15 protein-coding genes and 1 tRNA gene are annotated in these 24203 nt (G+C 67.7%); 7 read left to right on the forward strand and 9 right to left on the reverse strand.

The annotated features are described in order from the left end of the window. Window positions 1-42: 42 nt before the first annotated feature. The gene (locus HMPREF1478_RS05640) at window positions 43-9270 is read left to right on the forward strand and encodes a type I polyketide synthase (RefSeq protein WP_016461118.1); all 9228 of its coding nucleotides are present in this window, start codon (window positions 43-45) and stop codon (window positions 9268-9270) included. Window positions 9271-9273: 3 nt separating this feature from the next. Continuing rightward, window positions 9274-9738: a holo-ACP synthase gene (locus HMPREF1478_RS05645; protein ID WP_016461119.1), complete on the forward strand. Its 465-nt coding sequence runs from the start codon at window positions 9274-9276 to the stop codon at window positions 9736-9738. Here HMPREF1478_RS05645 and HMPREF1478_RS05650 read toward each other — a convergent pair. Both HMPREF1478_RS05650 and orn read right to left on the reverse strand, forming a co-directional pair. Beyond that, a complete protein-coding gene (locus HMPREF1478_RS05650) occupies window positions 9735-10523 on the reverse strand; it encodes a single-stranded DNA-binding protein (RefSeq protein WP_016461120.1) in 789 nt (262 codons plus the stop codon). The genes HMPREF1478_RS05645 and HMPREF1478_RS05650 overlap by 4 nt on opposite strands. 237 nt (window positions 10524-10760) lie before the next feature. After that, window positions 10761-11408, reverse strand: coding sequence for an oligoribonuclease (gene orn, locus HMPREF1478_RS05655; RefSeq protein ID WP_148332985.1), 648 nt, complete (start codon window positions 11406-11408; stop codon window positions 10761-10763). A gap of 85 nt (window positions 11409-11493) precedes the next feature. Here orn and ilvA point away from each other — a divergent pair, with 85 nt between their 5' ends. Further along, window positions 11494-12780 carry a threonine ammonia-lyase IlvA gene (gene ilvA, locus HMPREF1478_RS05660; RefSeq protein WP_016461122.1) on the forward strand — a complete coding sequence of 429 codons (1287 nt, stop codon included), beginning with the start codon at window positions 11494-11496 and terminating at the stop codon, window positions 12778-12780. Between the two features lie 177 nt (window positions 12781-12957). Here ilvA and HMPREF1478_RS05665 read toward each other — a convergent pair whose 3' ends face one another. The 6 genes from HMPREF1478_RS05665 to rpmF all read right to left on the reverse strand — a co-directional run bounded on the left by HMPREF1478_RS05665 (window position 12958) and on the right by rpmF (window position 19990). Then, window positions 12958-13389 carry a winged helix-turn-helix domain-containing protein gene (locus HMPREF1478_RS05665; RefSeq protein WP_016461123.1) on the reverse strand — a complete coding sequence of 144 codons (432 nt, stop codon included), beginning with the start codon at window positions 13387-13389 and terminating at the stop codon, window positions 12958-12960. Between the two features lie 296 nt (window positions 13390-13685). Continuing rightward, entirely contained in the window at window positions 13686-16007 is a 2322-nt protein-coding gene (gene metE, locus HMPREF1478_RS05670) for a 5-methyltetrahydropteroyltriglutamate--homocysteine S-methyltransferase (protein WP_016461124.1), read from the reverse strand. A gap of 80 nt (window positions 16008-16087) precedes the next feature. After that, entirely contained in the window at window positions 16088-17071 is a 984-nt protein-coding gene (locus tag HMPREF1478_RS05675; RefSeq protein WP_016461125.1) for a methylenetetrahydrofolate reductase, read from the reverse strand. A gap of 1234 nt (window positions 17072-18305) precedes the next feature. Next, window positions 18306-18381: transfer RNA gene (locus HMPREF1478_RS05680), tRNA-Arg, on the reverse strand. A gap of 35 nt (window positions 18382-18416) precedes the next feature. After that, on the reverse strand, window positions 18417-19688 hold the full coding sequence (locus tag HMPREF1478_RS05685) for a cation:proton antiporter (RefSeq protein ID WP_016461126.1): 1272 nt from the start codon (window positions 19686-19688) through the stop codon (window positions 18417-18419). A gap of 131 nt (window positions 19689-19819) precedes the next feature. Next, on the reverse strand, window positions 19820-19990 hold the full coding sequence (gene rpmF, locus HMPREF1478_RS05690; protein WP_003792889.1) for a 50S ribosomal protein L32: 171 nt from the start codon (window positions 19988-19990) through the stop codon (window positions 19820-19822). A gap of 175 nt (window positions 19991-20165) precedes the next feature. On the opposite strand from rpmF, the gene HMPREF1478_RS05695 reads away from it, so the two are divergent. The 4 genes from HMPREF1478_RS05695 (at window position 20166) to HMPREF1478_RS05710 (ending at window position 23107) form a co-directional block, all read left to right on the forward strand. Next, complete coding sequence (locus tag HMPREF1478_RS05695; protein WP_016461127.1) at window positions 20166-20822, forward strand: YigZ family protein; 657 nt, start codon at window positions 20166-20168, stop codon at window positions 20820-20822. A gap of 37 nt (window positions 20823-20859) precedes the next feature. Next, window positions 20860-21792, forward strand: a complete 933-nt coding sequence (cysK, locus tag HMPREF1478_RS05700; protein WP_016461128.1) for a cysteine synthase A — start codon at window positions 20860-20862, stop codon at window positions 21790-21792. A gap of 93 nt (window positions 21793-21885) precedes the next feature. Next, window positions 21886-22530 (forward strand): serine O-acetyltransferase EpsC, encoded by a 645-nt coding sequence (epsC, locus tag HMPREF1478_RS05705; RefSeq protein ID WP_016461129.1) that lies wholly within the window; start codon window positions 21886-21888, stop codon window positions 22528-22530. Window positions 22531-22615: 85 nt separating this feature from the next. Continuing rightward, window positions 22616-23107: a GNAT family N-acetyltransferase gene (locus HMPREF1478_RS05710; RefSeq protein WP_034475260.1), complete on the forward strand. Its 492-nt coding sequence runs from the start codon at window positions 22616-22618 to the stop codon at window positions 23105-23107. 58 nt (window positions 23108-23165) lie between these two features. Here HMPREF1478_RS05710 and HMPREF1478_RS05715 read toward each other — a convergent pair whose 3' ends face one another. Beyond that, complete coding sequence (locus HMPREF1478_RS05715; protein ID WP_016461131.1) at window positions 23166-24203, reverse strand: Fpg/Nei family DNA glycosylase; 1038 nt, start codon at window positions 24201-24203, stop codon at window positions 23166-23168.

Genomic DNA, 24203 nt, shown 5'->3' on the forward strand with positions numbered 1-24203 from the left:
CGCGTCGTTTGAGAAGAATTGTCCCCGAAGGAAAGTAAGAACATGTCGTTTGTGACCTCCCTGAATGAGACCCCCTACGCGCTGACCTTTGCCGGTCAGGCCACGCCGTGGCGATCCGCGCTCGACGAGATCGCCCATGATCCCGAGATCGCTGCGATCGTTGACGGAGTTATCAAGGCCTCGGACCAGGTCCTCTCCCCGGTGCGCCGTTCGCTGGCCACCCAGTCGGTTGCGTCCCTGCCCTTCGCCATCCCGGCCGAGGCTGGCGAGGCGGCTGTGACCCGCGACGTTGCTGGCCCGGACGAGGCCGCTCTGTCGGTTCCCGGTATCGTTGCTGCCCAGCTGGGTGCACTCATCGACCTGACGCGCGCAGGCCTGAATATCGTTGCCAATCAGCCCACCGCGTTTGAGGGACACTCGCAGGGCGTGCTCGGCGTGGAGATTGCGCGTGCGTGGATCGCCGGGGACGAGGCCCGCGCCGCTTCCGTGTTCGCGCTCGCCCGCCTGATCGGCGCGGCTGCTGCCCGTATCACGCGTCGTGCCCGTGCCCCGCACGCGGGCGATGCGACCTACATGGTGTCCGTCCGAGGCGTGTCCGACGCACTCCTCGAGCGCATCATCTCCTCCCTGCCCTCGACCTCGCACCCGCTGTCGATCGCACTGCGTAACGACACCGACACCCACGTCGTCTCGGGAGCGCCCAACGACCTGGCGTCCCTGGTCGCCGCCATCGAGCGCGCCGCTGCCAAGGACAAGGCCGCGCACGATGCGCACGAGCGCGGCGGTCGTCCGCTGACCCCCGTATGCGAATACCTGCCGGTCTACGTGCCCTTCCACTCCCCCATGCTCGCCGACGCCCTCGCCCTCGTGGACGAGTGGGCCGCCCAGTGCGGTATTGACGCCGAGCTCGCCCACTCCCTCGCCGCCGCTGTTCTCACGACCCCCGTGGACTGGCCGGCTCAGATCCGCACTGCCACCGAATCGGGTGCCACGTGGATCGTCGACATGGGCCCCGGCGCCACGACCGTGCGCATGACCCGCGCCCTCGTCGAAGGCACCGGCGTCGGCGTCGTCGCCGCCGGAACCGCCTCCGACCGCGACAAGGCCGCGACCCCCGGCTGGGCCCCCGAGCCCGGCACCGACTGGTCGCACCTGCGCCCCGGCCTCGTGACCCTCCCCGACGGCAAGACCGTCGTCGACACCGCTTTCTCGCGCCTCACCGGCCGCTCCCCCGTCCTCCTGGCCGGCATGACCCCCACGACCGTTGACCCCGAGATCGTCGCCGCTGCCGCGAACGCCGGTTTCTGGGCCGAAATGGCCGGCGGCGGCCAGGTCACCGAAGAGGTCTACAACGAGAACCTGGCGGGCCTGCGCGCCCAGCTGCGCCCCGGCCACACCGCCGAGTTCAACTCCATGTTCCTGGACCGCTACCTGTGGAACCTGCAGTTCGGCCAGGCCCGCATCGTGTCGCGTTCGCGCGCGTCCGGCGCCCCCATTGACGGCGTCGTTGTCTCCGCGGGTATTCCCGAGCAGGACGAGGCCCTCGCCCTCATCGAGCAGCTGCGCGCTGACGGCTTCCCCTACGTGGCTTTCAAGCCCGGCACGGTCGACCAGATCCGCAAGGTCATCGCGATCGCCCGCGAGGCCGACCCGATCAAGGTCATCGTCCAGGTCGAAGACGGCCACTCCGGCGGCCACCACTCCTGGGAGGACCTCTCCGACCTGCTGCTGGCCACCTACGCCCAGCTGCGCGCCCAGTCCAACATCGTCCTGACCGTGGGTGGCGGCATCGGCACCCCCGAGCGCGCCGCTGACTTCCTCACCGGCGAATGGTCGGCCCGCTACGGCCGCCCGCCCATGCCCGTCGACGGCGTCCTCGTGGGTACCGCCGCGATGACCACGAAGGAAGCACACACCACCAAGGCCGTCAAGGAACTCCTCGTCGCCACGCCGGGCGTGCCCGACAACGACGAGCTCGGCGGCTGGGTCGGCGAGGGCGTGACCCGCGGCGGCATGACATCAGGCCTGTCCCACCTGCGCGCCGACATGCACGAGGTCTCCAACGCAGCCGCCGCTGCCGCTCGCATCATCGCCGAGATCGGCTCCGACGGCGTCCAGGTGCGCGCCCGCAAGGACGAGATCGTCGAGATCCTCTCCCACACGGCCAAGCCCTACTTCGGTGACCTCGAAGAAATGACCTACGAGGCCTGGGTACGCCGCTTCGCCGACCTGTCCTACCCGTGGGTCGATCCCACCTGGCAGATCCGCTACCACGACCTGCTCCAGCGCGTCGAGGCTCGTCTGGCACCGGTGGACCACGGCGAGGTGGAGACCCTCTTCCCGACCGTCGAGGATGTCGCCGACGCGCACGCCGCCGCCGACCGCCTGATGGCCGCCTACCCGAACGCCGCGACCACGCACGTCACCCCCATCGACGCCGCTTGGTTCCCGGCCCTGTGCCGCTCCTACCCCAAGCCGATGCCCTTCGTCCCGATCCTGGACGACGACCTCATCCGTTGGTGGGGCCAGGACTGCCTGTGGCAGGCGCAGGACGAGCGCTACACCGCCGACCAGGTCCGCATCATCCCCGGTCCCGTCTCCGTGGCCGGCATCGACCGCGTCGACGAGCCCGTCGCTTCCCTGCTGGGCCGCTTCGAGGCCGCCGCGGCTTCGCGTCTGGCCGATTCCGGCGTGGTCGCGACGCCCGTCGCTTCACGCCTGGGCAACGGCAAGCCCGCCGCTACCCGCGAGGAATGGCTGCGTAAGGTCCCCTTCATCTCGTGGACCGGCCACCTCATGACCAACCCGGCCTCCATCCTCGACGAGGAGCGCGTCTCCCTGAAGGCGACCGACACCGGAGTGGACATGGTCATCCACCTGGACACGGCGTGGGACAACGATCCGCGCGGCGCCGAGAAGCACGCGGTGCGCGAGCTGGTCTTCCCGCTGGTCATCTCCGGTGAAGACGGCGCGGTCCCCGTCATCGATGAGGCCAAGCTGCCCCAGCACATGTACGCGATGCTCGCGGCCACCGCTGGCGTGACCTCCGTGTCCGTCGCCGGTGACACCGTGGACGCTCTGCCGGTCATGGTGCCCTCCTCCAAGTCGGTCTTCGGCGAGGCCCACTACTCCTTCACGCTGGCCCCCACCCTGGGCTTCGATCACGCCGAGGCCACGGGCGCTGCCCTGCCCGCCGACTACGAGTTGGCGGCCTGGGCTCCCGACGCCCTGCTCGGTCCCGCCTGGCCCGCGATCTACGCGGCCCTTGGTTCGGCCATCCACAACGACTACCCGGTCATTGAGGGCCTGCTCAACGCCGTCCACCTCGATCACTCGATCACCCTGGAATACACGCCCGAGCAGATGCTTCAGCGCGGTATCACCACGATCGACGTGACCAGCCACGTGGCCGCCGTCGACGAGTCCTCCTCCGGTCGCATCGTCACGGTCGCCCTCGAGTTGACCGCCAACGGTGAGCACGTGGGTTCCACGCAGGAGCGCTTCGCGATCCGTGGCCGCGCCACCGGCAACCGCGCGCCCTCCGAGGCCGCGCCCTTCGGTGGCGCGACCATCGAGGTCGTGGACACGCCCCGCTCGGTCCTGCGTCGCGTGAGCGTCAAGGCCCCCGACGACATGACGCCGTTTGCGATCGTGTCGGGTGACTACAACCCGATCCACACCTCCTACGCGGCCGCCAAGGTCGCAGGCATGGACGCGCCCCTCGTGCACGGCATGTGGCTGTCGGCCACCGCTCAGCACGCGGCCGAGGCTGTCGTCGCCGGTCAGGGCGGCGCTCAGATCGCCGGCTGGACGTACTACATGTACGGCACCGTCGACCTGAACGACGAGGTTGAGATCACCGTCGAGCGCGTGGGTCGCGTCGTCGGCGGCGGCCTGTCCCTCGAGGTCACCTGCCGTATCAACAAGCAGGTCGTGTCTCGCGCCTCCGCCTACACCTTCGCCCCGAAGGTCGCCTACGTTTACCCCGGCCAGGGCATCCAGAGCGCCGGCATGGGCCTCGACGAGCGCACCAAGTCCAAGGCGGTCGACGAGGTCTGGCGCCGCGCGGATGCGCACACCCGCTCGGCGATGGGCTTCTCCATCCTGTCGATCGTGCGCGATAACCCGACCGAGATCGTGGCGCGCGGCGTGACCTACCGTCACCCCGAGGGCGTTCTGAACCTCACCCAGTTCACCCAGGTTGCGCTCGCGACGCTGGCGATCGGCCAGACGGCCCGCATGCGCGAAGAGGGTGTCCTGGTTCCGGGCGCTGCCTTCGCGGGTCACTCGCTGGGCGAGTACGACGCGTTGGCAGCCTACGCGGAAGTGTTCCCCCTCGAAACCGTCCTCGACCTGGTCTTCCAGCGCGGTTCCACGATGCACTCGCTCGTGCCCCGCGATGAGAACGGCCGTTCGAACTACCGTATGGGCGCCCTGCGTCCGAACCAGTTCGGCGTCGATGATGCGCACGTCGTGGAGTACGTCGACTCGATCGCTCAGGCCTCGGGTGAGTTCCTCCAGATCGTGAACTTCAACCTGGCTGACCAGCAGTACGCGGTCGCCGGCACGGTCGCGGGCCTGAAGGCCCTCGAGGAAGACGCCACCAAGCGCGCCGCCGAGCGCGGCGGCAAGCGTCCCTTCATGTACGTTCCCGGCATCGACGTGCCCTTCCACTCCACCGTCCTGCGCAGCGGTGTGGCGGACTTCCGTACGAAGCTCGACGAACGCATCCCTGCCGAGATTGATCCCGCTAAGCTCGTGGGCCGCTACATCCCGAACCTGGTGGCGCGTCCCTTCGAGCTGACCCGCGAGTTCGCCCAGTCCATCCTCGACGTGGTTCCCTCCGACACGGTGCGCAACCTGCTCGAGACGGAAGGCGCGTGGGACGCGGCTCTGGCCAACCCGGGTGTCCTGACCCGCACACTGCTCATCGAGCTGCTGTGCTGGCAGTTCGCCTCCCCGGTGCGCTGGATCGAGACACAGCGCGTGCTGCTCTCGACCGAAGAAGCCGCCCCCGGCGTTGCTGGCCTGGGCGTCGATCAGGTTATCGAGGTCGGCCTGGGTGCCGCCCCGACCCTGGCTAACCTGGCATCCCGCACCCTGCTCGCCCCCGAGTTCGCGCTCTCGCGCGTGGATGTCTTCAACGTCCAGCGCGACGAGTCTCGCGTCTACGCGACCGATGTCGCCGTGATCGAGGACGATGAGGACGAGGAGATCACCCCGGAGGCTCCCGCCGCCGAGGCCGCTCCCTCGCCCGCTCCGGCCGCCGCCGTGGCCGAGGCTGCTCCGGCCCCCGCCCCCGCCGCTCCGACCGGCGGCCCCTCGGGTGCCGACGTCGCAGATTTGCCCTTCACGGCGTCCTCCGCGATTCACGCCCTGCTGGCGCTGTCCGCGAAGATCCGCATCGACGAGGTCGGCGCCACCGACACCACCGAGTCGCTCACCAACGGCGTCTCCTCGCGTCGCAACCAGCTGCTCATGGACATGTCCTCCGAGCTGGGCCTGAACTCGATCGACGGCGCCGGCGAGGCCGATGTGGCCACGCTGTCTGCGACGGTCGACAAGGCTGCCAAGGGTTACAAGCCCTTCGGCCCGGTTCTGGCCGAAGCCGTCAAGGAGCGCACGCGCAAGCTGTTCGGTGCCGCTGGCGTCAAGGCGGGCCGTATCACGGAGCGTGTCACCGGAACGTGGCAGCTGGGCACCGGTTGGGCCCAGCATGTGACCGCCGAAATCGTCCTGGGCACCCGTGAGGGCGTCTCGACCCGCGACGGTGACCTGGCGACCCTGCCGCTGGATGCTCCGACGAACGCCGCCGGCGTCGATGCCCTCATCGATGCTGCCGTGGCTGCCGTCGCGGCCCGCGAAGGTATTGCCGTGTCCCTGCCCAGCGCAGGCGGTTCCGCCGGTGGCGGTGTCGTCGACTCCGCCGCTCTCGACGCCTACGCCGCGTCTGTGACCGGTGAGGACGGCGTCCTGGCCAAGACCGCTCGCACGATCCTGTCCGAGCTGGGCCTAAACGCTCCTGCCCCCACCGGCGAGGATTCCTCCGATGACGCGCGCGTCATCGACGCAGTTGCGGCCGAGCTCGGTTCGGGCTGGGTCGACCTCGTTGAGCCTCGCTTCGACGCCGCGCGCGCCGTCCTGCTGGACGACCGTTGGGCATCCGCTCGTGAGGACGTCGCCCGCTTTGTCACCGAAGGCACCCTCGCCGAGGGCGCGTCCTTCGTGGGCACCGGCCGCGCCGTGGCTGATCAGGCCTCGTACTGGGCGAACCGCCTGCGCGCCGAGGGCGATCACGAGCGCGCGGCTCTCCTGGAACAGATCGCGGCCGACGCGCTCTCCTCCTCGGACGAGCTGCCCTACGCGAACGACGTCGCGGTGGTCACCGGCATGACCCCCGCGTCCATCGGCGGCGCGGTCGTGGGTGGCCTACTTGCCGGGGGCGCCACCGTCATCGCGACCTCCTCGTCGATCTCCGCTGCGCGCCTGGCCTTCGCCAAGGAGCTCTACCGCACGCACGCCGCCGGCGGCGCGAAGCTGTGGCTGGTTCCCGCAAACCTGGCCTCCTACCGCGACGTGGATGCGCTCGTGGAGTGGATCGGTACCGAGCAGACCAAGTCCGTGGGCGCCGACATCAAGGTGACCAAGGAAGCCCTGGTCCCGACACTGTTCTACCCCTTCGCCGCTCCGCGCGTCTCCGGCACGCTGGCCGACGCGGGCGCTGCCTCCGAGAACCAGATGCGCCTGCTGCTGTGGAGCGTCGAGCGCTCCATCGCCGGCCTGTGCGCGATCGGCTCCGACACGCACGCCGACCACCGCCTGCACGTCGTGCTGCCCGGTTCTCCGAACCGCGGCATCTTCGGCGGCGACGGCGCGTACGCCGAGGCGAAGGCTTCCTTCGACGCGATCGCGACCCGCTGGGCAGCCGAGCCGATCTGGGGTTCGCGCGTGTCGATTGCTCACCCGCGTATCGGTTGGGTGCGTGGCACCGGCCTCATGGGCGGCAACGACCCGATGGTCGCCGCCGTCGAGGCTGCGGGCGTTCGTACCTGGTCGACCGAGGAAATGGCCGAGCAGCTGCTCGCGCTCTCGAGCGCCGAGGTTCGCGCCCAGGCCGCCAACGCCCCGGTGGACGCCGACCTGACCGGCGGCCTGGACTCCTCCATCGACCTGCGCGCCCTGCGCGCCCAGGCCGAGGCCGCCGCTCCCGAGGCACCCGCATCTGAGCCGGTCGCGACCGTCTCCGCGCTGCCCTCGCCTTCGCAGGTCACCGTGCCGCACGTCGAGCCGTCGCAGTGGGGTCACACCACGGCGTCGCTGGCCGACACGGTCGTCATCGTCGGTCACGGCGAGGTCGGCCCGTGGGGCAGCGCTCGTACCCGCGTGCAGGCCGAGCTCGGTATCCACACCGACGGCACCGTCGAGCTCACCCCTGCGGGCGTGCTCGAGCTGGCCTGGATGACCGGCCTGCTGACCTGGTCGGACACCCCCGTGGGCGGCTGGTACGACAAGGACGACCAGCTCGTCCCCGAGTCGGAGATCTTCGATCGCTACCGCGACGAGGTCGTGGCCCGCTCCGGCGTGCGCTTCTTCCACGACGACGGACCGCTGCACGACGGCTACACGCCCGAGTCGGCGATGGTCTTCCTGGACCGCGACATCACGTTCACGGTTGAGGACGAGGCCGAGGCACGTTCCTACGCCGAGGCCGACCCGCAGTTCACCGTGGTCGAGCAGACCGCGTTCGGTGAGTGGCAGGTGACCCGCAAGTCCGGCGCCCAGGTGCGCGTGCCTCGTCGCGCGACGCTCAACCGCCGCATCGGTGGCCTGTTCCCCACCGACTTCGATCCGGCTCGCTGGGGTATCCCGGCCTCGATGCTGGACTCGATCGACCCGATCGCCGTGTGGAACCTGGTCTCCGCCGTCGACGCGTTCGTGTCCGCTGGCTTCAGCCCCGCCGAACTGCTGCGCGTCGTCCACCCGGCGACCGTTGCTTCCACGCAGGGCACCGGCTTCGGTGGCATGCGTTCGATGCACAAGCTGTTCGTTGACCGCTTCCTGGGCGAGGAATACCCGCAGGACATCCTGCAGGAGACCCTGCCCAACGTCGTGGCTGCACACACGATGCAGTCCTACGTGGGCGGCTACGGCTCGATGATCAACCCGGTCGGCGCCTGCGCGACCGCCGCGGTGTCCATCGAGGAGGGCGTCGACAAGATCAAGGCTGGCAAGGCTGACTTCGTCGTGGCCGGCGCGATCGACGACATCCAGGTCGAGTCGATCGTGGGCTTCGGCGCGATGAACGCGACGGCGAACTCGAACGAGCTGCTCGCTCGCGGCATTTCCTCGCGCTTCGTCTCGCGCGCCAACGACCGCCGCCGCGGTGGCTTCGTCGAGGCGCAGGGTGGCGGCACCGTGCTGCTGACCCGCGCGTCGGTGGCGCTCGACATGAACCTGCCGGTCCTGGCAGTCGTGGGACACGCACAGACCTTCAGCGACGGCGCCCACACCTCGATTCCGGCGCCCGGCCTGGGCGCCCTCGCGGTGGCGCGCGGCGGACGCGACTCGGTCATCGCCCGCAACCTCGCTGAGCTCGGCGTGGGTATCGACGACGTGGCCTTCGTGTCCAAGCACGACACGTCCACGAACGCCAACGACCCCAACGAGTCGGATCTGCACACCCGCGTCGGCATGGCGCTGGGCCGCACCCCCGGTAACCCACTGCTGGTCATCTCGCAGAAGACCCTCACGGGTCACGCGAAGGGCGGCGCCTGCGTGTTCCAGGTGGGCGGCATCATCGATGTGTTCCGCACGGGTCTGATCCCCGCGAACGTCGCGCTGGATTGCGTCGACGACGCGATGGAGCAGTACAGCCCGCTCGTGTGGCTGCGTTCCCCGCTCAACCTGTCCTCTCGCGGACCGGTGCGTGCGGCGTTCGCGACCTCGCTTGGCTTCGGTCACGTCTCCGGCTTCCTGGCGCTGATTAACCCGGCCGCCTTCGAGGCCATCGTGGAGCGCGAGGCCGGACGCGAGCGCCTCGAGGCGTGGCGCGCAGCATCGGATCGCCGACTGCGCAACGGCCAGCGTCACATCGAGATGGGCATGCTGGGCCACGCTCCGCTGTTCACCTCGGTGGAGGGTCGCCGCCTGCCCGACGATCCGGCTGCCGGCATCGCGGGTGACGCGCACGAGGTCGAGGCCGCGATCCTGCTGGATCCGAACGCACGCCTCGGTGAGGACGGCTTCTACCACCTGCCGGAAGGCAAGTGAGCGATGCGCGGGCTCGGCGTTGACCTGGTTTCCCTCCCTGAGTTTGCGGCTCAGGTGAGGGAGCCGGGGTCGGCCTTCCTGGACGGCGTTCTGACGCCCAGGGAGGCCCGCCGGGTCCGCGCCCGCGCCGCCGCTACCTCGGGCGCGCAGCCCGGTTCCACCCGCTATGACGAGGCCGTGGCCCGTCACGCGGGCGGCCTATGGGCCGCGAAGGAGGCCTTTATCAAGGCCTGGTCGTGTGCCCTCTTCGGTACTCCACCCCGCATTGGAGCCGACGACGTGGACTGGCGCGAGATTGAGGTGATCCACGACGAGTGGAACCGTCCCGCACTCGCGCTGCACGGCCAAGTCGCGGCTGCCTGCGAGGAATCGCTCGGGGTTCCTTCCTCATGGAGTGTGCTCGTCTCCATCAGCCACGACGGGACGTACGCCATCGCGCAGGTCGCGATCGTGGACGCGCCCGCCTAGGCGGCGTCGGACGGTTCGACTGCATCAGCGTCAAGAGGATCGAACGACGCGTTTTTCGTCGCATCGATACCGCCGTGGTCCACCGCCGAATAGTCAAAGCACGAGACAGCGTTTGCGCCCGGGTCCGAGGATTCATCCTCGGACCCAACGTCTCCCTCCGGTGCAGCCACAGGCGTCAGGTCGCCTCCCGCCCCAGCAATCGGAGCGTGAAGCGCCAACTCTTCGTGCTGTGTGCCTGCTCCATCAGGCACGCTATCCGTTGCGCCGTCCCGAACAAGCGCGTTCGTGTGCGTCTCGTTCGTGAGCTCGGGCTCCGCTCCCGACCCCTGCGGCATCACCGCGGAACCCGGCGCCGACCTCGTCGAATAGGGATCACCCTCCGTACCCCCCGCGGCTTCGTCGGTCGAATGCGATCCATTCTTTCTGAACTGGGAGGTTCCCCGCGCCAGGTCATGGCCGACCGAGGAGGCCCGGTAGACGATCGATGATCTGATCTGTCCCGCCCCGTCGACCCACCCGTTGGGAACGGGCCGGGCAACCACGACAACGGGATCGCCCTTACGGCAGCTGCGGAACACGTTAGAGGCAAGCGTGTCCCAGGTTTCCACGGTGTACCAGTAGGCACCGTCCTCCACGTAGGAAGCGTTGCCTGTGCGCGCATCCGTCGTGAAGCGCCATCGCGTGATCGCGAGCCGGAAGGTCGTCACGCAGATGTCACCCTTGACGTGCTTCATCGAGGGTTCTGACCCGATGCGACCCCTCAGGGTCGTCGAAATATCCTGCATCGTTGCATCCTTTGTCTGGTCTGGCCGGCGCTGGCCGGATACGTCCAGGAAAGCCCCGCGTGGCATGTCCTTTCAAGCGCTCGCACTCCCCCTGTGGATAACGCACGTGCCGCTCGGGCCCCTGTGGATAACCGGACGGTGCCGACAGCGCCTGTGCACAGCGCTCCTCGCAGCAGCCGACACCAGACACAGCAAAGCGGCGGCACCCCGCAGGGATACCGCCGCTCAGCGTTCAGATCAGGCCTCGGTGCCCTCGCCCATGGAGGGGATGCCCAGGGCAACGACCTCGCGCGCCACCTCGCGGGCACGCTCAGTCGTCACCGGCTCGGCCGGGAACAGTACGCGGCGATAGTACTCGAGCTCCTGGATGGACTCCAGGATGTCGGCCAGCGCGCGGTGGCCGCCGTGCTTGTCGGGCGACTCCGCGAAAGCGGCACGGTACCAACGCTTGGCCAGTTCCTTGATGGAGGACACGTCCACCAGGCGGTAGTGCAGGTGGTCGATAACGGAGGGCATGTTGGCTTCGAGGAACATCTTGTCGGTGCCCACCGAGTTACCCGCCAGGAGAGCCTTCCCCTGCTGGGGCACGAAGCGCTTGATGTAGGACAGGACCTGCTCGGTCGCCTCCTCCATCGACACGGCGCTCGTCTTCAGGTCATCGAGCAGCCCGGAGGACGTGTGCATGTTGCGCACGAAGTCGTTCATGTTGTCGAGGGCTTCGGCGGGCGGCGTGATGAGCACGTCCATGCCGGGGTCGACAATCGTGAGGTCGCCGTCGGTGATGACGACCGCCACCTCGATGAGGGCGTCACGCTGGACGTCCAGGCCGGTCATTTCGCAGTCAATCCAGACCAAGGGGTCTTTCAGAGTTTTCACGCCTTCTATGGTAGTGCGCTCTGGGTCATACGGTTGGGTGGGTCGCACTCACGGTGGCCACTACTACACTAGGAGGGTATTGGAAGGAGTTCTCATGACCGCTAGTTCTCACGTGACGACACCGAAGGACATCCGTCAGGCTGCGACCGCCCTGGAGGGGGTGGCCGTCCGCACGAACCTGGATCGTTCGGAGCGCCTGTCTACCGAGGCCGGCGTCGATATTTTGCTCAAGCGTGAGGACCAGCAAAAGTGCCGTTCCTTCAAGGTGCGCGGTGCGTACGCGCGGATGTCGCTGCTGTCCCCCGCCGAGCGCGAGCGCGGCGTCGTGTGCGCGTCGGCGGGCAACCACGCGCAGGGTCTGGCCTATGCCTGCGCTCACCTGGGCGTGCGCGGCACCATCTACCTGCCGTCGAATACTCCCCGCCAGAAGCGCCGCCGTATCGCGACGATTGGTGGGCAGTGGGTCGAGCAGGTCATCGTGGATGGCACGTTCGACCGTGCCAATGCCCTGGCTCAGGAGGCAGCTCGCGCGACGGGCCGCACCTACGTCCATCCTTACGACGATCCGTTCACGATCGCCGGTCAGGGCACTATCGGCGTCGAGCTTGAGGAGCAGATGCCCGAGGACACGGCGGCGGTCCTCGTTCCTGTGGGCGGTGGCGGCCTCATCGCGGGTATCGCGACGTGGCTGCGCGCGAACCGCCCAGAGGTGAAGATCATCGGCGTGGAGCCTGCGGGCGCTGCGTCGATGCACGCGGCTCTTGAGGCGGATCAGCCGATGTCTCTGGCGAAGGTTGATCCCTTCGTGGATGGTACGGCGGTGGGTCGCGCGGGCTCGCTCCCCTTCCACATCGCGTCGCAGTTCGTTGACTCCGTGCTGGTCGTCCCCGAGGGCGCGGTGTGCACGGAGATGCTCGAGCTCTACCAGTCCGACGGCGTCATCGCCGAGCCCGCGGGCGCGCTCGCATCCACGGCCGCGCACGTATATTTGACCGATCCCGCGGATCGCAAGGCCCTGCTCGGTCGCTCCGACGGTGCGATCGTCTGCGTCGTGTCGGGCGGTAACAACGACCTGACGCGCTATGCGGAGGTCATGGAGCGTTCGCTGCGCCACGAGGGTCTGCGTCATTACTTCCTCGTCACCTTCCCGCAGCAGCCGGGCATGCTGCGTGTCTTCCTCTCGGATGTGCTGGGTCCCGCAGACGATATCGTGCACTTCGAGTACACGAAGAAGAACAACCGCGAGCTCGGCCCCGCGCTGGTGGGCATTGACTTGTCGAACCCGGATGACATCGACGGGCTTCGACACCGCATGGAGGCTTCTCCCCTGCATGTCGAGGAGCTACCGCTGGATTCGGAGATCACGCGACTCGTGATCTGAGCGCGTCACGCATAGCGTCGGAAAGGGGCGCGGTTTCGGGGACGAGGCCGTGGCCCCTCTCCCCTTTTGTCTGTCCCTGGGCGCGTGGCTGGCTTGGGAGCCGCCTGGGTGGCCGCTGCGTACATGCGCGCGGAGACGCGGCGTGTGGTGACTGCGGGGTCCGTTGGTGATGGGAAATCAGGCGGCGAGGGTGACGGGGCGGGTGACGCGCACGCGCACGGAGGGGGTGGAGTTGAAGCGGTAGCCTTCGCCGCGGACCGTGGAGATGAGGTCGGGCAGGATGGAGAGCTTCTTGCGCAGGCGGCGGATGTGGGCGTCGACGGTGCGGGAGTCGGAGCCGAGGTCGGCATCTGCCCAGACGGAGGCGAAGAGTTCGTCGCGGGTGACGGAGCGGTCGGCGTTCGCGGCGAGGTGGGCCAGGAGGTCGTGTTCCTTGGCGCTCAGGCCGGCGTCGCGTCCATCGAGGGTGACCTGTCCGCGGTCGATGTCAATGTCGATGCGGGAGGAGCTCAGTCGCAGGCCGGCGAGAACATCGAGGAACTCCTCGTAGGAGGTGGGGGTATCGTTGTCGGCGCGAACGGAGGCGGCAGGGGTGTTGACGAGGGTCATGGGTGTATCCGATTCTTCGGGGCCGCACTCCCACTATCGGCGTGGGTATATCACTGCGGCGGTGATTGACAGGGGTATCTGGGGCGTCAATCACATACACATTCGCGACATCATGCCACCGCAGGGGCAGCACATGGGGTTCGCGAAGGTCGTCATGCCTCTAGTCTGTCGGACGAATTCGCTCCGGGCAACATGATGCTCACAGAGTGAGATTGTGTAACAGCAGGTGTTCACGGGACAGACGGAAAGGGGCGGGCCCGTTGGGCCCGCCCCTCACCTATCGCCTAGGAGAACGCTCAGCCCTCCAGGCCGCGCTGGGCACGCACTTGCCGAGTAGCGGAGACAAGGTTGTCCAGCGACGCCTTCGTTTCCTCGTAGCCGCGGGTCTTGAGGCCGCAGTCGGGGTTGACCCACAGGCGCGAGACCGGCACGGCGTCGGCGGCCAGGCCGATGAGCTCGGCGAGCTCCTCGGTGCTGGGGACGCGGGGGGCGTGGATGTCCCACACGCCGGGGCCGATGCCGTGGTCGAATCCGGCCTCGGCGAGCTCGGGGACGACCTCCATCTTGGAGCGCGCGGCCTCGATAGACGTCACGTCGGCGTCCAGGCCCTTGATGGCGTCGATGATCTGGCCGAACTCGGAGTAGCACAGGTGCGTGTGGATCTGGGTGTCGGGGCGCACCGAGGAGGTGGCCAGGCGGAAGGATCCCACGGACCAGTTCAGGTAGTCGGCGTGGCGGTCGGCGTCCAGGGGCAGGAGCTCTCGCAGGGCGGGCTCGTCGACCTGGATGGCGGCGATGCCGGCGGCCTCGAGATCGGAGACCTCGTCGCGCAGGGCCAGGCCGATCTGGTCGGCGATCTCGCCGAGCGGCAGGTCGTTGCGGGGGAAGGACCACGCGATGATCGTGACGGGACCGGTGAGCATGCCCTTGACGGGCTTGTCGGTGAGCGACTGAGCGTAGCTGGTCCACCCCACGGTCATGGGCGCGGGACGCGAGACATCGCCCCACAGGATCGACGGGCGCGTGCAGCGCGAACCGTAGGACTGCACCCAGCCGTTGCGGGTGGCCGCGAAGCCGTCGAGCAGCTCGGCGAAGTACTGGACCATGTCGTTGCGCTCGGCCTCGCCGTGGACGAGGACGTCCAGACCCAGCTCCTCCTGGAGAGCGATGACCGAAGCGATCTCCTCGCGCATGCGAGCCTCGTAGTCCGCGTCGGAGAGATCGCCGCGGGCGTTGGCCGCACGGGCCTTGCGAATCTCGGTGGTCTGCGGGAACGATCCGATGGTCGTCGTGGGCAGCGGGGGCAGGTGGAGACGCTCGGTCTGGGCGGCCTCGCGCTCGAGGTAGGGCTCGCGGGCGCGATCGGCGTCGGTCAGAGCGGCCGTGCGGGCACGGACCTCGGGGCGCACGACGCCGGGGGCGGCGGCGCGCTGCTCGAGGACGCGGGTGGCTTCGGCGACCTCGGCGTCAATGGCGTCCCATCCTTCGTCGAGGCCGCGAGCCAGAGTAACGACCTCGAGAACCTTCTGGTCGGCGAAGGCGAGCCAAGCATGCAGGTTTGCGTTGAGGGTCTCGTCGTCCCAGGTCTCCAGCGCGGTGTCGTGGGGCACGTGCTGGAGCGAGTTGGAGGTGGCGACGGTGACGCGCGTGGCTCCCAGGGCCTGTGCGGCCTTCAGGGTCTCGCGCAGCTGGGCCAGGTCGGCGCGCCAGATGTAGCGGCCATCAACGGCACCAACGACGAGGGTGACGCCCGACAGGTCCGCGTCCTTCGGCAGCGAGCCGCGCAGCGTATCAACGTGGAGGGCCTCGACGCCGGTTTTGGCCAGGGCAGCCACCGCGTGGGAGGCGTCGCCGTAGGGGGTGGTGAGCAGGATCTGCGGACGGTTCTGCGAGGCCGCCAGGCGCTCGTAGACGCGCACTGCCAGCTCACCCAGTTCGGTGCGGCTGCGCGAGAGGTTGTCGGAAGTGAGGGCCGGCTCGTCGAGCTGGACCCACGGGGCGCCCGCCGCGTGCAGCGAGGCCAGCGCCTCCTCGTACGCAGCCACGGCCTCGTCGATGCGGGTGAGCGGGTCGAAGTCCGGGGTAGCCGGGTCGGCCTTAGCCAGGGCCAGATAGGTGACCGGACCAACCAGGACGGGACGGGTCACGTAGCCCCACTCGCGTGCGTCGGTGAAGCGGCGGGTGATCGTGTCATCAGCGAAGCGCAGGGGCGTATCGGGGCCGATCTCGGGAACCAGGTAGTGGTAGTTCGTGTCGAACCACTTCGTCATCTCTTCGGGGCCGACCTTGTCGTCACCGCGGGCGAGCGCGAAGTAGAGGTCGAGGCCCTCGCGGCCGGCAAAGCGCGGCGGGATTGCACCCAGGAGGATGGTCGCGTCCAGGACGTGGTCGTACAGGGAGGGCGCGTCGGCCAGGGAGGCGTCGGAAGGGTTCAGGCCGAGCTCGACGAGGCGCGCGAGGTTCTCCTTGCGCAGATCATTGGCGGCCTGGATTAGCTCGGCGTCGGTGATGCGCCCTGCCCAGCGGGCCTCGAGGGCGCGCTTGAGCTCACGGCCGCGGCCGATACGCGGATAGGCCAGGATCGTGGCGGTGGGGAACTGCGTGGTCGCAGCGGACATGGTTTTCTCCTTGGGTGTGCTACTCGTTCGGCGTGCGCGGGTGTGGCCCGCACCCTGCCGCAGGGTGGATGGTGGTGCGCCTAGGCGCGGGTATCGGGGGTCGAGGCGCCGGGGCGCAGCGAGTCGGGTGTGACTCCCAGCAGGGCCAGGATGTCCAGGACGGGCTTGGCCTTGTTGAAGGTGTAGAGGTGGACGCCGGGCGCGCCAGCATCGAGGACGGAGTGGAAGAGGCGCGAGCCGAAGACCGCGCCGAACTCGTCGCGCGCCTCCTGGTGGGGATAGTCGGCGAGCGTCGTCAGCAGGTATTCGGGGACCTCGATGCCGGTGAGGTCCTGGACGCGGCGCAGGCGCGCCGGGTCTGTGGCCGGCAGCAGACCGGGCACGATCGGGATGGTGACGCCAGCGCGGCGGGCGCGTTCGACGAAGGAAGCGTAGACCTCGGCGTCCCAGAAGAGCTGGGTGATCGCGAAGGAAGCACCTGCAGCCTGCTTGACGAGGAGGCGCTCGACTTCCTGCGCGGGCGTAGTTCCGGCGGCGGGATTACCCGCCGGGAAGGTGGCCACCGCGATCGTCAGTGGCTTGAACGCGGAGCGCAGGGCCTCGCCCGGATGGGCATCGCAGCGGCGCTTTTCGACGGTGCGGATGAGGTGGATGAGCTCGGTGGCGCTGCCAACGCCACCTGGCTCGGGCTCCCAGTCCTCCTGTCCCACCGGCGGGTCACCGCGCAGAGCCAGGAAGGTACGAACGCCGGAATCAAGGTAGTCGTAGACGGTGGAGACGACCTCTTCGGTCGAGTTACCCACGCAGGTCAGGTGCGCGATCGGCTGAATCGGGGTGTCACGCACGAGGCGGTGGACCGTCGAGCGGGCGTTGGAACGGTCCTTGCCGCCGGCACCATAGGTAACGGACATGAAGTCGGGGCGCACGCGCAGCAGCTGATCAACCGTGTTCCAGAAGGGCTCCTCCAGCGAGGGCTTGCGCGGGGGCATGACCTCGAAAGACAGGAGCGTGGGCTCGTGGTCGTGGGTGCAGGGACAGGCGTATTCGTCGTCGGAGAAGGGCACGATGTAACTCTCGTGTTGCGGCTAGCCCTCACATGGGTGCGCATCGGCGCGGGTTTTGGCAGTGGGGTCGAGCCTAAGGAATGGCGGACGTCGGCGTCAGCTGCACATTCGGGCACGAATGGACCCGCACATGCGACGGGTGATGTTCGTTCGTGCGTTCATGCCCCCAGTATGTCCGCCTTCGCGTGGGTGATGCACAAGGGGTCCACGGAACGGGAGTTTGTGACAGCGTCCATCTCACGTCGACAGTGAGGATGATGGTCATTCGTATTAGCTTTGCCCCACGAGGCTTCACATCGTCGCACGGCCTGCGAGCTTGCTGGACACACGCGCGGCGAGCTGCACTCGGAGACGCAGGCCAGCCCCACCCACATCCCACGGGCCGGACTGCACTCCCCAGCCGCAGTGCTGCACGGGATCACACCCAAAGTTCCGCTTGGGTCCCACGGCGCACTTCATCGGGCGCGTTCGCGGATAGGTTATGCACATACGGATAGGTTATGCGCATACGGATAGCTTATTAACCTATCCGCATCGCCGTAACCTATCCACATCGTCGTAACCTATCCACATGCGCGAGGCAGCCCCGCCGCGCACACCCGGCATCACGACGACTCACCGGCGTTATCGGCACCCCGGCTGGTCAGCTCTTGAACTGCACCCCTGAACCTGAGCGCCCATACAGGGCGACGCGTTCGCCCACGCGTTCGCCCACGCGTTCGACCACACGCTGGGAATCTGGGGGTATTCATAACCCCACGATGAAACAGCCACCTTCAATGTTGATTTTTCCGCAGCAGCAAGCTGAAAAGTTACCACAAAACCAACACGTTCTGTCTTTTAACCCTAACCCGAGATGACTGTACGCAGTGGGACGATAGAGCTGCCTCCACGGCACCGCCCCGGGACCCCTGTATTCCTGCCGGGGAGCGGTTCCGATGAGAGGGGGTGACTGGGCAATGGCTAAAGATCATCGCCAGCCTCGACGGCGGCGAGGTTGCGACAGGAAGCAGAAAGCCCAGATCGCTGTAGCAGTGATCACGACACTGCCGCAGCTGATCTGGGCGATTGCATTCCTGCTTAGCGCCCTGATAGGGAGCTAAGACCATCCCGGAAACCGGGGAGTCGAACAGCGGCAACTGTTCGGCTCCCCTCATTATGCCACGCTGCCCCGGTTCGGGCGGCCACATAGCGACCAACAAGATGCTTCGTTGCGAGCACCCGCATCACAAGCTGGCGCCTCCGACAGGACTCGAACCTGCAACCTCGGGATTAGAAGGCCCTTGCTCTATCCATTGAGCTACGGAGGCGTGGCGCGGTGCGCCGCCTGCAAGACTAGCGGAGGTTAGCGCGCCTTTCCACTGCCGCGCCCAAGCAGGAACGCGAGGAGCGGGAACAGGAGCACGGACATCGCGCCAGCAACAACCAGCAGGGAGGCGAGCCACGAGGGCACGACGCCCGTCGAGACGCCCAGCTCGGTAACGGCAACGATGATGGGCAGGCCGGTCGCACCGTACAGGCCAACGCGCGTCGCGTCCATCCACCCGACGCGCTCGATCGATCCGTAGAAGCGTTCCATCAGGACGATGGGGACGCCGCGCACCACGAGAATCGCGCCAACGAAGGCGACGAGCAGGGACGGGTAGCCCGCGACGGCGCTCAGCGAAATGTTCATGCCCGAGGTGACAAAGAACAGCGGGATCAGGAACGAGAAGCCAAGCGTACGCAGCTCCCCCTCGACCATCGTGAAGTTGCCGGGTGCCAGCGCACGTACGATGATGCCGGCAGCAAACGCGCCGAGCACCATATCCAGTTCCATGACCGCAGACAGGGCCATAAGGCCGGTGAGGACAACCATGACGACGCGCATGAGCGTCTTTTGCGAGGTCTGCGCCCCATGCAGGATCGTCCGCCCGAACGCGGGGTGCTTGAGGATGAAACGCGTCGGAAGGGCGACGGCAACGACCGATGCTACCGCAAACACGAGAAGAATGATCGCCGATGCCCAGGGGCTACGGGCGGAGAGGAGCAGCGACATGGCAATAATGGGGGCGAGCTCGCCGACGGCGCCGTGGACGAGGACGGCCTTGCCGATCGTGGTCCCCATGACGCCGGCCTCCATGAGGATGGGCAGGAGGGTGCCCAGGGCCGTTGAGGTCAGCGCGATCGCCAGCGCGATGTACGTCGCAGTGGCGACCCCCGTCGTCCCCGATGCGGCGACCGCAACCCACGACACGGCCAAGCCGATGCCGAAGCACGCCAGCCAGGTGAGCAGCGAGCGCCGACCTGCACGTCCGTGCACCTCTTGCACGTCGATTTCTGTGCCCGCGATGAGGAAGAGCATGCCCATGCCGACCTCGCGGAACAGGGAGATCGGCTCGGTAACGGATGCCAGTCCGAGAACATGTGGTCCAATAATCACACCGAGGATGAGCAGCCAGACGACGTCCGGCACACGCTTGTGGGTGAGCGACGAGAGCAGGGGTGCGACGGCTGCCGCAGCGGCAATCAGGAAGAGGGAGACGATGGCGTCCTCGGTACCTCCGGTGGCGGATGCAGCGACGAGGCCGTGGCCCACTCCCCCGCTCATAGTAAGGATGGTCGTCGGTAGGCTCATGTGCGTTCCTTCTCGGGTTCTCTCATGGGGCGTGCGCCGACGATCGCAGGGGCCGACGACTCACACTCGGGGATTGCGGGCATGACAAAGGCCCGGGACGACAAGTCCCGGGCCCGTGTGTGGAAGCGAGGTCAGCCCTCGACGTCCAGGAGGCCGTTCTTGTAGGCCTTGGCCAGGCGGCGGGGCACGCGGATCTCACGGCCGGCAACCTTGACGGTGTTCAGCTCGGTAAGATCAGCCTTCCAGGTAGACCGGCGGGTGCGGGTGTTCGCACGGGACATCTTGCGCTTGGGAACTGCCATGTCTTACCGCTCCTCTTCTTTCTCGACGACTATTCTGATCGGTGCGCCACGCGGGCGCACGGCGACAACCCGACAAGACTACCACGAACAGCGCGCTGAAGCACATTGCGTTGCCTTCCGCGCCTGCGATCCTGGTTACAGACGGACGGGTGCGAGCTCTCGGTAGACTGGGCGCATGCCCGTTCTTCGCACGCTCGCCTCCGGTACGCTCCTCACCCACGAGATTGAGATTAAGCGTTCCCGGTTTATCACGACGCTCGCCAGGACGGATACTCCCGAGGAGGCGCGCGAGCTCATCGACGCGGTCAAGTCCGAGCATCCTCAGGCGCGTCACAACTGCTCCGCATACCTCATCGACCCGCCGGATGCCGCCCCTTTGCAGCATTCATCGGACGACGGTGAGCCCTCGGGCACGGCGGGCACACCCATGTTGGAGGCCCTACGCGCCTCCGATACCTGGAACGCCACGGCAGTCGTCACGCGTTACTTCGGCGGCATCCTCCTGGGCGGAGGAGGCCTCGTACGTGCTTACTCCACGTCCGTGTCCGAAGCCGTTGCACAAGCTCCCATCGCCTACCTGGTCGGGCGCGACGTCCTCGAAACGCAGCTCAGCCCTGGGGACGCAGGCCGCATCGAAGCCGAGCTGCGCGCGCGAGGATCCGCGATCGTCGACACGATCTGGGGCGCGGACGTCACGCTACGCATTGCGATCGATCCGAGCGACCGAGACGCAATTGACGCGTGCCTGGCCCAGGCCTCGTCCGGTGTTGCAAAGTTTCGCTACGTGGAAACACGTCGGGTTGAACTAGACGAGGATCCGATCAGGGTATGACAATTCAGGGGTACACCTGCCTATGGAAGGACCCCTCATGGCTCGCATTGCCTCCACCGTTGCCGATCTGATCGGCGGCACCCCCCTCGTCCGCATTAACCACGTGGCCGGCGACGGCGTCGACGTGGTCGCCAAGGTCGAGGCCTTCAACCCTGCGTCCTCCGTGAAGGACCGCATCGCCCGCTCGATCATCGACGCAGCCGAGGCTGCGGGCGCCCTCGCTCCCGGCGGCACCATTGTCGAGGCCACCTCCGGCAACACGGGTATCGCCCTGTCGATGGTGGGTGCTGCTCGCGGCTACAAGGTCGTCATCGTCATGCCTGCCTCGATGTCCGTCGAGCGCCGCGCGATCGTGCGCGCCTTCGGCGCCGAGCTGGTCCTCACCGACCCGAAGGGTGGCGTCTCCGCCGCCGTCGCCGAGGCCGAGCGCATCGCATCCGAGCGTCCCGGCGCCATCATCGCCTCCCAGTTCACCAACCCTGCGAACCCGGCTGCCCACGTGGCGCACACCGGCGAGGAGATCTGGGCCGACACCGACGGCCAGGTCGATGTGTTCGTCGCCGGCGTCGGCACGGGCGGCACGATCTCGGGCGTCGCGAAGGTCCTCAAGGAGAAGAACCCGAACGTGCGCGTCATCGCCGTCCAGCCCGCTGAGTCTCCCCTGCTGACCGGCGGCACCCCCGGCCCGCACGGCATCCAGGGCCTCATGCCCAACTTCGTGCCCGAGACCTACGACGCCTCCCTGGTGGACGAGGTCATCTCGGTCGAGACCGCCAAGGCACTCGAGTTCGCACGCCGCGCGGCCGCTGAAGAGGGCCTGCTCGTGGGCATTTCCTCGGGCGCTGCCCTGGCTGGTACGGCGGCCGTCGCCGCCCGTCCCGAGCTGGCCGGCAAGAAGATCGTCACGCTCCTGCCCGACACGGGTGAGCGTTACCTCTCGACCGCGCTGTTCGCCGGCCTCGAGGACTGATCTGCCGCAGTTCACGCGCTAAGGTGGCCTCGGATGGAATATCCGGGGCCACCTGTGCGTTCCCGACCCAGACGACCATCCAGGAGGACCGAAGTGAAGCTCACCGTACGCGCCCTGTCGAAGACCCTGTCAAGCGCCCTGCCCACCAAGGCGCTTGGGCTCTTCCGTGAGGACCTCGTCACGGCTCAGCGCCGCGACCCCGCGGCCACGTCCGCCCTGGAGATCGCCCTGACGTACCCGGGCGTCCATGCCCTCTGGACCCACCGCGTCTCCCACGCCCTGTGGGCACACGGCGCCCGCACCCCCGCACGCGTCCTGTCTTCCATGGCCCGCGCCGTCACCGGCGTGGACATCCACCCCGAGGCCACCATCGGGCGACGCGTCTTCATCGACCACGCGACGGGGGTCGTCATCGGACAGACGGCCGAGGTCGGCAACGACGTCGTCATCTTCCACGGAGTCACTCTGGGCGGCGTCGCCATGACTCCGGGTAAGCGTCACCCCACCGTCGGCGATCACGTGATGATCGGCGCCGGCGCGAAGGTCCTTGGCCCCATCACCGTGGGCACCGGCGTCAAGATCGGCGCGAACGCCGTCGTCGTCAAGGACGTACCCTGCGGAAACGTCGCGATTGGCGTGCCCGCGCGCCTGCTCCCCAAGCCCGAGAAGGACACGCGCGACCGCGACCTGATCGTCGATCCCAACTACTTCTTCGAGGAGCCCGCCCTCTACATCTGAGAGGCATTCGCCCTCGTCACCGGTGGTCTGTGAGAATCCGTTCAAGAACCGTGACAAAGTGAGCGCCCTCACCTATAGTTGGTTTATGGAAGCTCGAACTCTACATGCCCCACTGGACGCGTTGTCAGCGGCGAATCGCCCCCAGGGTATTGAGATCGCCACGCTCACGACATTCGACATCCCCGCGCTCGCGGTGCTCACCCTCGAGGCGTACGACGACGACGTCACGCCTGAGGCGCTCATGGAAACCTCCGAGGAACTACGCCTGACATTCGAGGGCGCATTCGGAGCGACCACCGAAGACTCGTTCATCGGCGCATGGGACGGGGGGACGCTCGTCGGGGCAATCCTCGTCGTGCGTGAATCCCCCTGGGATGATGCTCCCGACGGGCCTTTCGTGGTCGACCTGATCGTCGCCCCCGATTACCGCAGGCGCGGCATCGCGACAGCCCTCGTCTCCGAGGTCGCCACGCGCTGCTCGCAGTGGGGATTCGACTCTCTCGCCCTGCGCCTCGACAGGCGTCACGGCGGAGCCCGCGAACTCTACTCGGTGCTCGGATTCGAAGAGATCGCCTGACAAAGGGCGAGGAGTGCGAGCCTGTCGGCCCGCACTCCCCTGACGCGTGTTCGCGCGCTCAGCGCTGGCAGGACGGACACCAGAACAGACGCCGGTTCTGCATGAGCGCCTCGCGGATCGGCGTCCCGCAACGCAGGCACGGCCGGTCCGTACGGTGATACACGTACCAGCGCGAGGCCTCCTCGTCCCCCTCGATCGGCGGATTGGGGGCCTCCTCGGGATCCATCGTGTCCAGGCGACCGGCGGCCAGGCCGCGGTTCATGAGGTCACAGATGAGGACCCAGAGCTCACGCAGGCGCTTGATCGAAATATTCGCGCCCTTGCGGTGCGGCGAGATACCCGCAAGGAAGAGAGCATCGGCGCGGTAGATGTTGCCGACACCCGCGATGATCGACTGATCCATGACGATCTCGCCAATCGCGCGCTTCTTGGAGTGGGCGACCTGGGCGAAACGCTCCATGGCCTCGGCGTCCGAGCGCGCCCCGGCATCCAGGGGATCCGGGCCCAGCTTCGACTCCGCCTTGATGCGTTCCTCATCCGTGATGAGATCGCAGCGGTTCGGTCCGATCAGGTCGGCGACCGCATGGTCGTTATACACGCGTAGGCGCACGGCACCGACCGGCTCGGGCGGCTCCCACTCCCCTGCCTTGACCTCACCGAAGCCCTCGCCCCAGCGGGTCTCAGAGTGGCCGTTCCACTCCCCCTTCGCGACGTTGGGGATACGGTGAGCGACACCGTGGCCCTCGTCGACGACGGTCTCGTCGCCGTTGAAGCGCCACCAGCCGTACAGCCCCAAGTGGATGTGCACCCAGCGGTCCGGCCAGGGGGCGTCCTCGCCGAGGATCGGTTCCCCGCTGCCGGCCGCGGCACCCTCCAGGAGGGACACGCCGGCCTCGTAGCTCTCGCCCGGGATAGGTGGGACAAACCCAATGAACATGTGCTTGCCGTGCACTCGCACCCGCTGCATGACCCACCCGTCCAGGAGGGCTGCGGAGGACGCAAAGCGCCCCTGCGGGGACGAGGCCGAGACGATACCCCCGACGAAAAGCTCGTCGAGGGTACCGGCTAGGCGACGGACTGCATCGCCTTCAGGCAT

The organism is Actinomyces sp. HPA0247, assembly GCA_000411415.1.
In the GTDB taxonomy this organism is placed as follows: Bacteria; Actinomycetota; Actinomycetes; order Actinomycetales; family Actinomycetaceae; genus Pauljensenia.

Excerpts from the sequence above, each read along its gene's own strand:
- HMPREF1478_RS05640 (WP_016461118.1), top strand. The coding sequence starts at position 43 with ATGTCGTTTGTGACCTCCCTGAATGAGACCCCCTACGCGCTGACCTTT.
- HMPREF1478_RS05645 (WP_016461119.1), top strand. The coding sequence starts at position 9,274 with ATGCGCGGGCTCGGCGTTGACCTGGTTTCCCTCCCTGAGTTTGCGGCT.
- HMPREF1478_RS05650 (WP_016461120.1), bottom strand. The coding sequence starts at position 10,523 with ATGCAGGATATTTCGACGACCCTGAGGGGTCGCATCGGGTCAGAACCC.
- ilvA (WP_016461122.1), top strand. The coding sequence starts at position 11,494 with ATGACCGCTAGTTCTCACGTGACGACACCGAAGGACATCCGTCAGGCT.
- HMPREF1478_RS05665 (WP_016461123.1), bottom strand. The coding sequence starts at position 13,389 with ATGACCCTCGTCAACACCCCTGCCGCCTCCGTTCGCGCCGACAACGAT.
- metE (WP_016461124.1), bottom strand. The coding sequence starts at position 16,007 with ATGTCCGCTGCGACCACGCAGTTCCCCACCGCCACGATCCTGGCCTAT.
- HMPREF1478_RS05685 (WP_016461126.1), bottom strand. The coding sequence starts at position 19,688 with ATGAGCCTACCGACGACCATCCTTACTATGAGCGGGGGAGTGGGCCAC.
- rpmF (WP_003792889.1), bottom strand. The coding sequence starts at position 19,990 with ATGGCAGTTCCCAAGCGCAAGATGTCCCGTGCGAACACCCGCACCCGC.
- HMPREF1478_RS05695 (WP_016461127.1), top strand. The coding sequence starts at position 20,166 with ATGCCCGTTCTTCGCACGCTCGCCTCCGGTACGCTCCTCACCCACGAG.
- cysK (WP_016461128.1), top strand. The coding sequence starts at position 20,860 with ATGGCTCGCATTGCCTCCACCGTTGCCGATCTGATCGGCGGCACCCCC.
- HMPREF1478_RS05710 (WP_034475260.1), top strand. The coding sequence starts at position 22,616 with ATGGAAGCTCGAACTCTACATGCCCCACTGGACGCGTTGTCAGCGGCG.
- HMPREF1478_RS05715 (WP_016461131.1), bottom strand. The coding sequence starts at position 24,203 with ATGCCTGAAGGCGATGCAGTCCGTCGCCTAGCCGGTACCCTCGACGAG.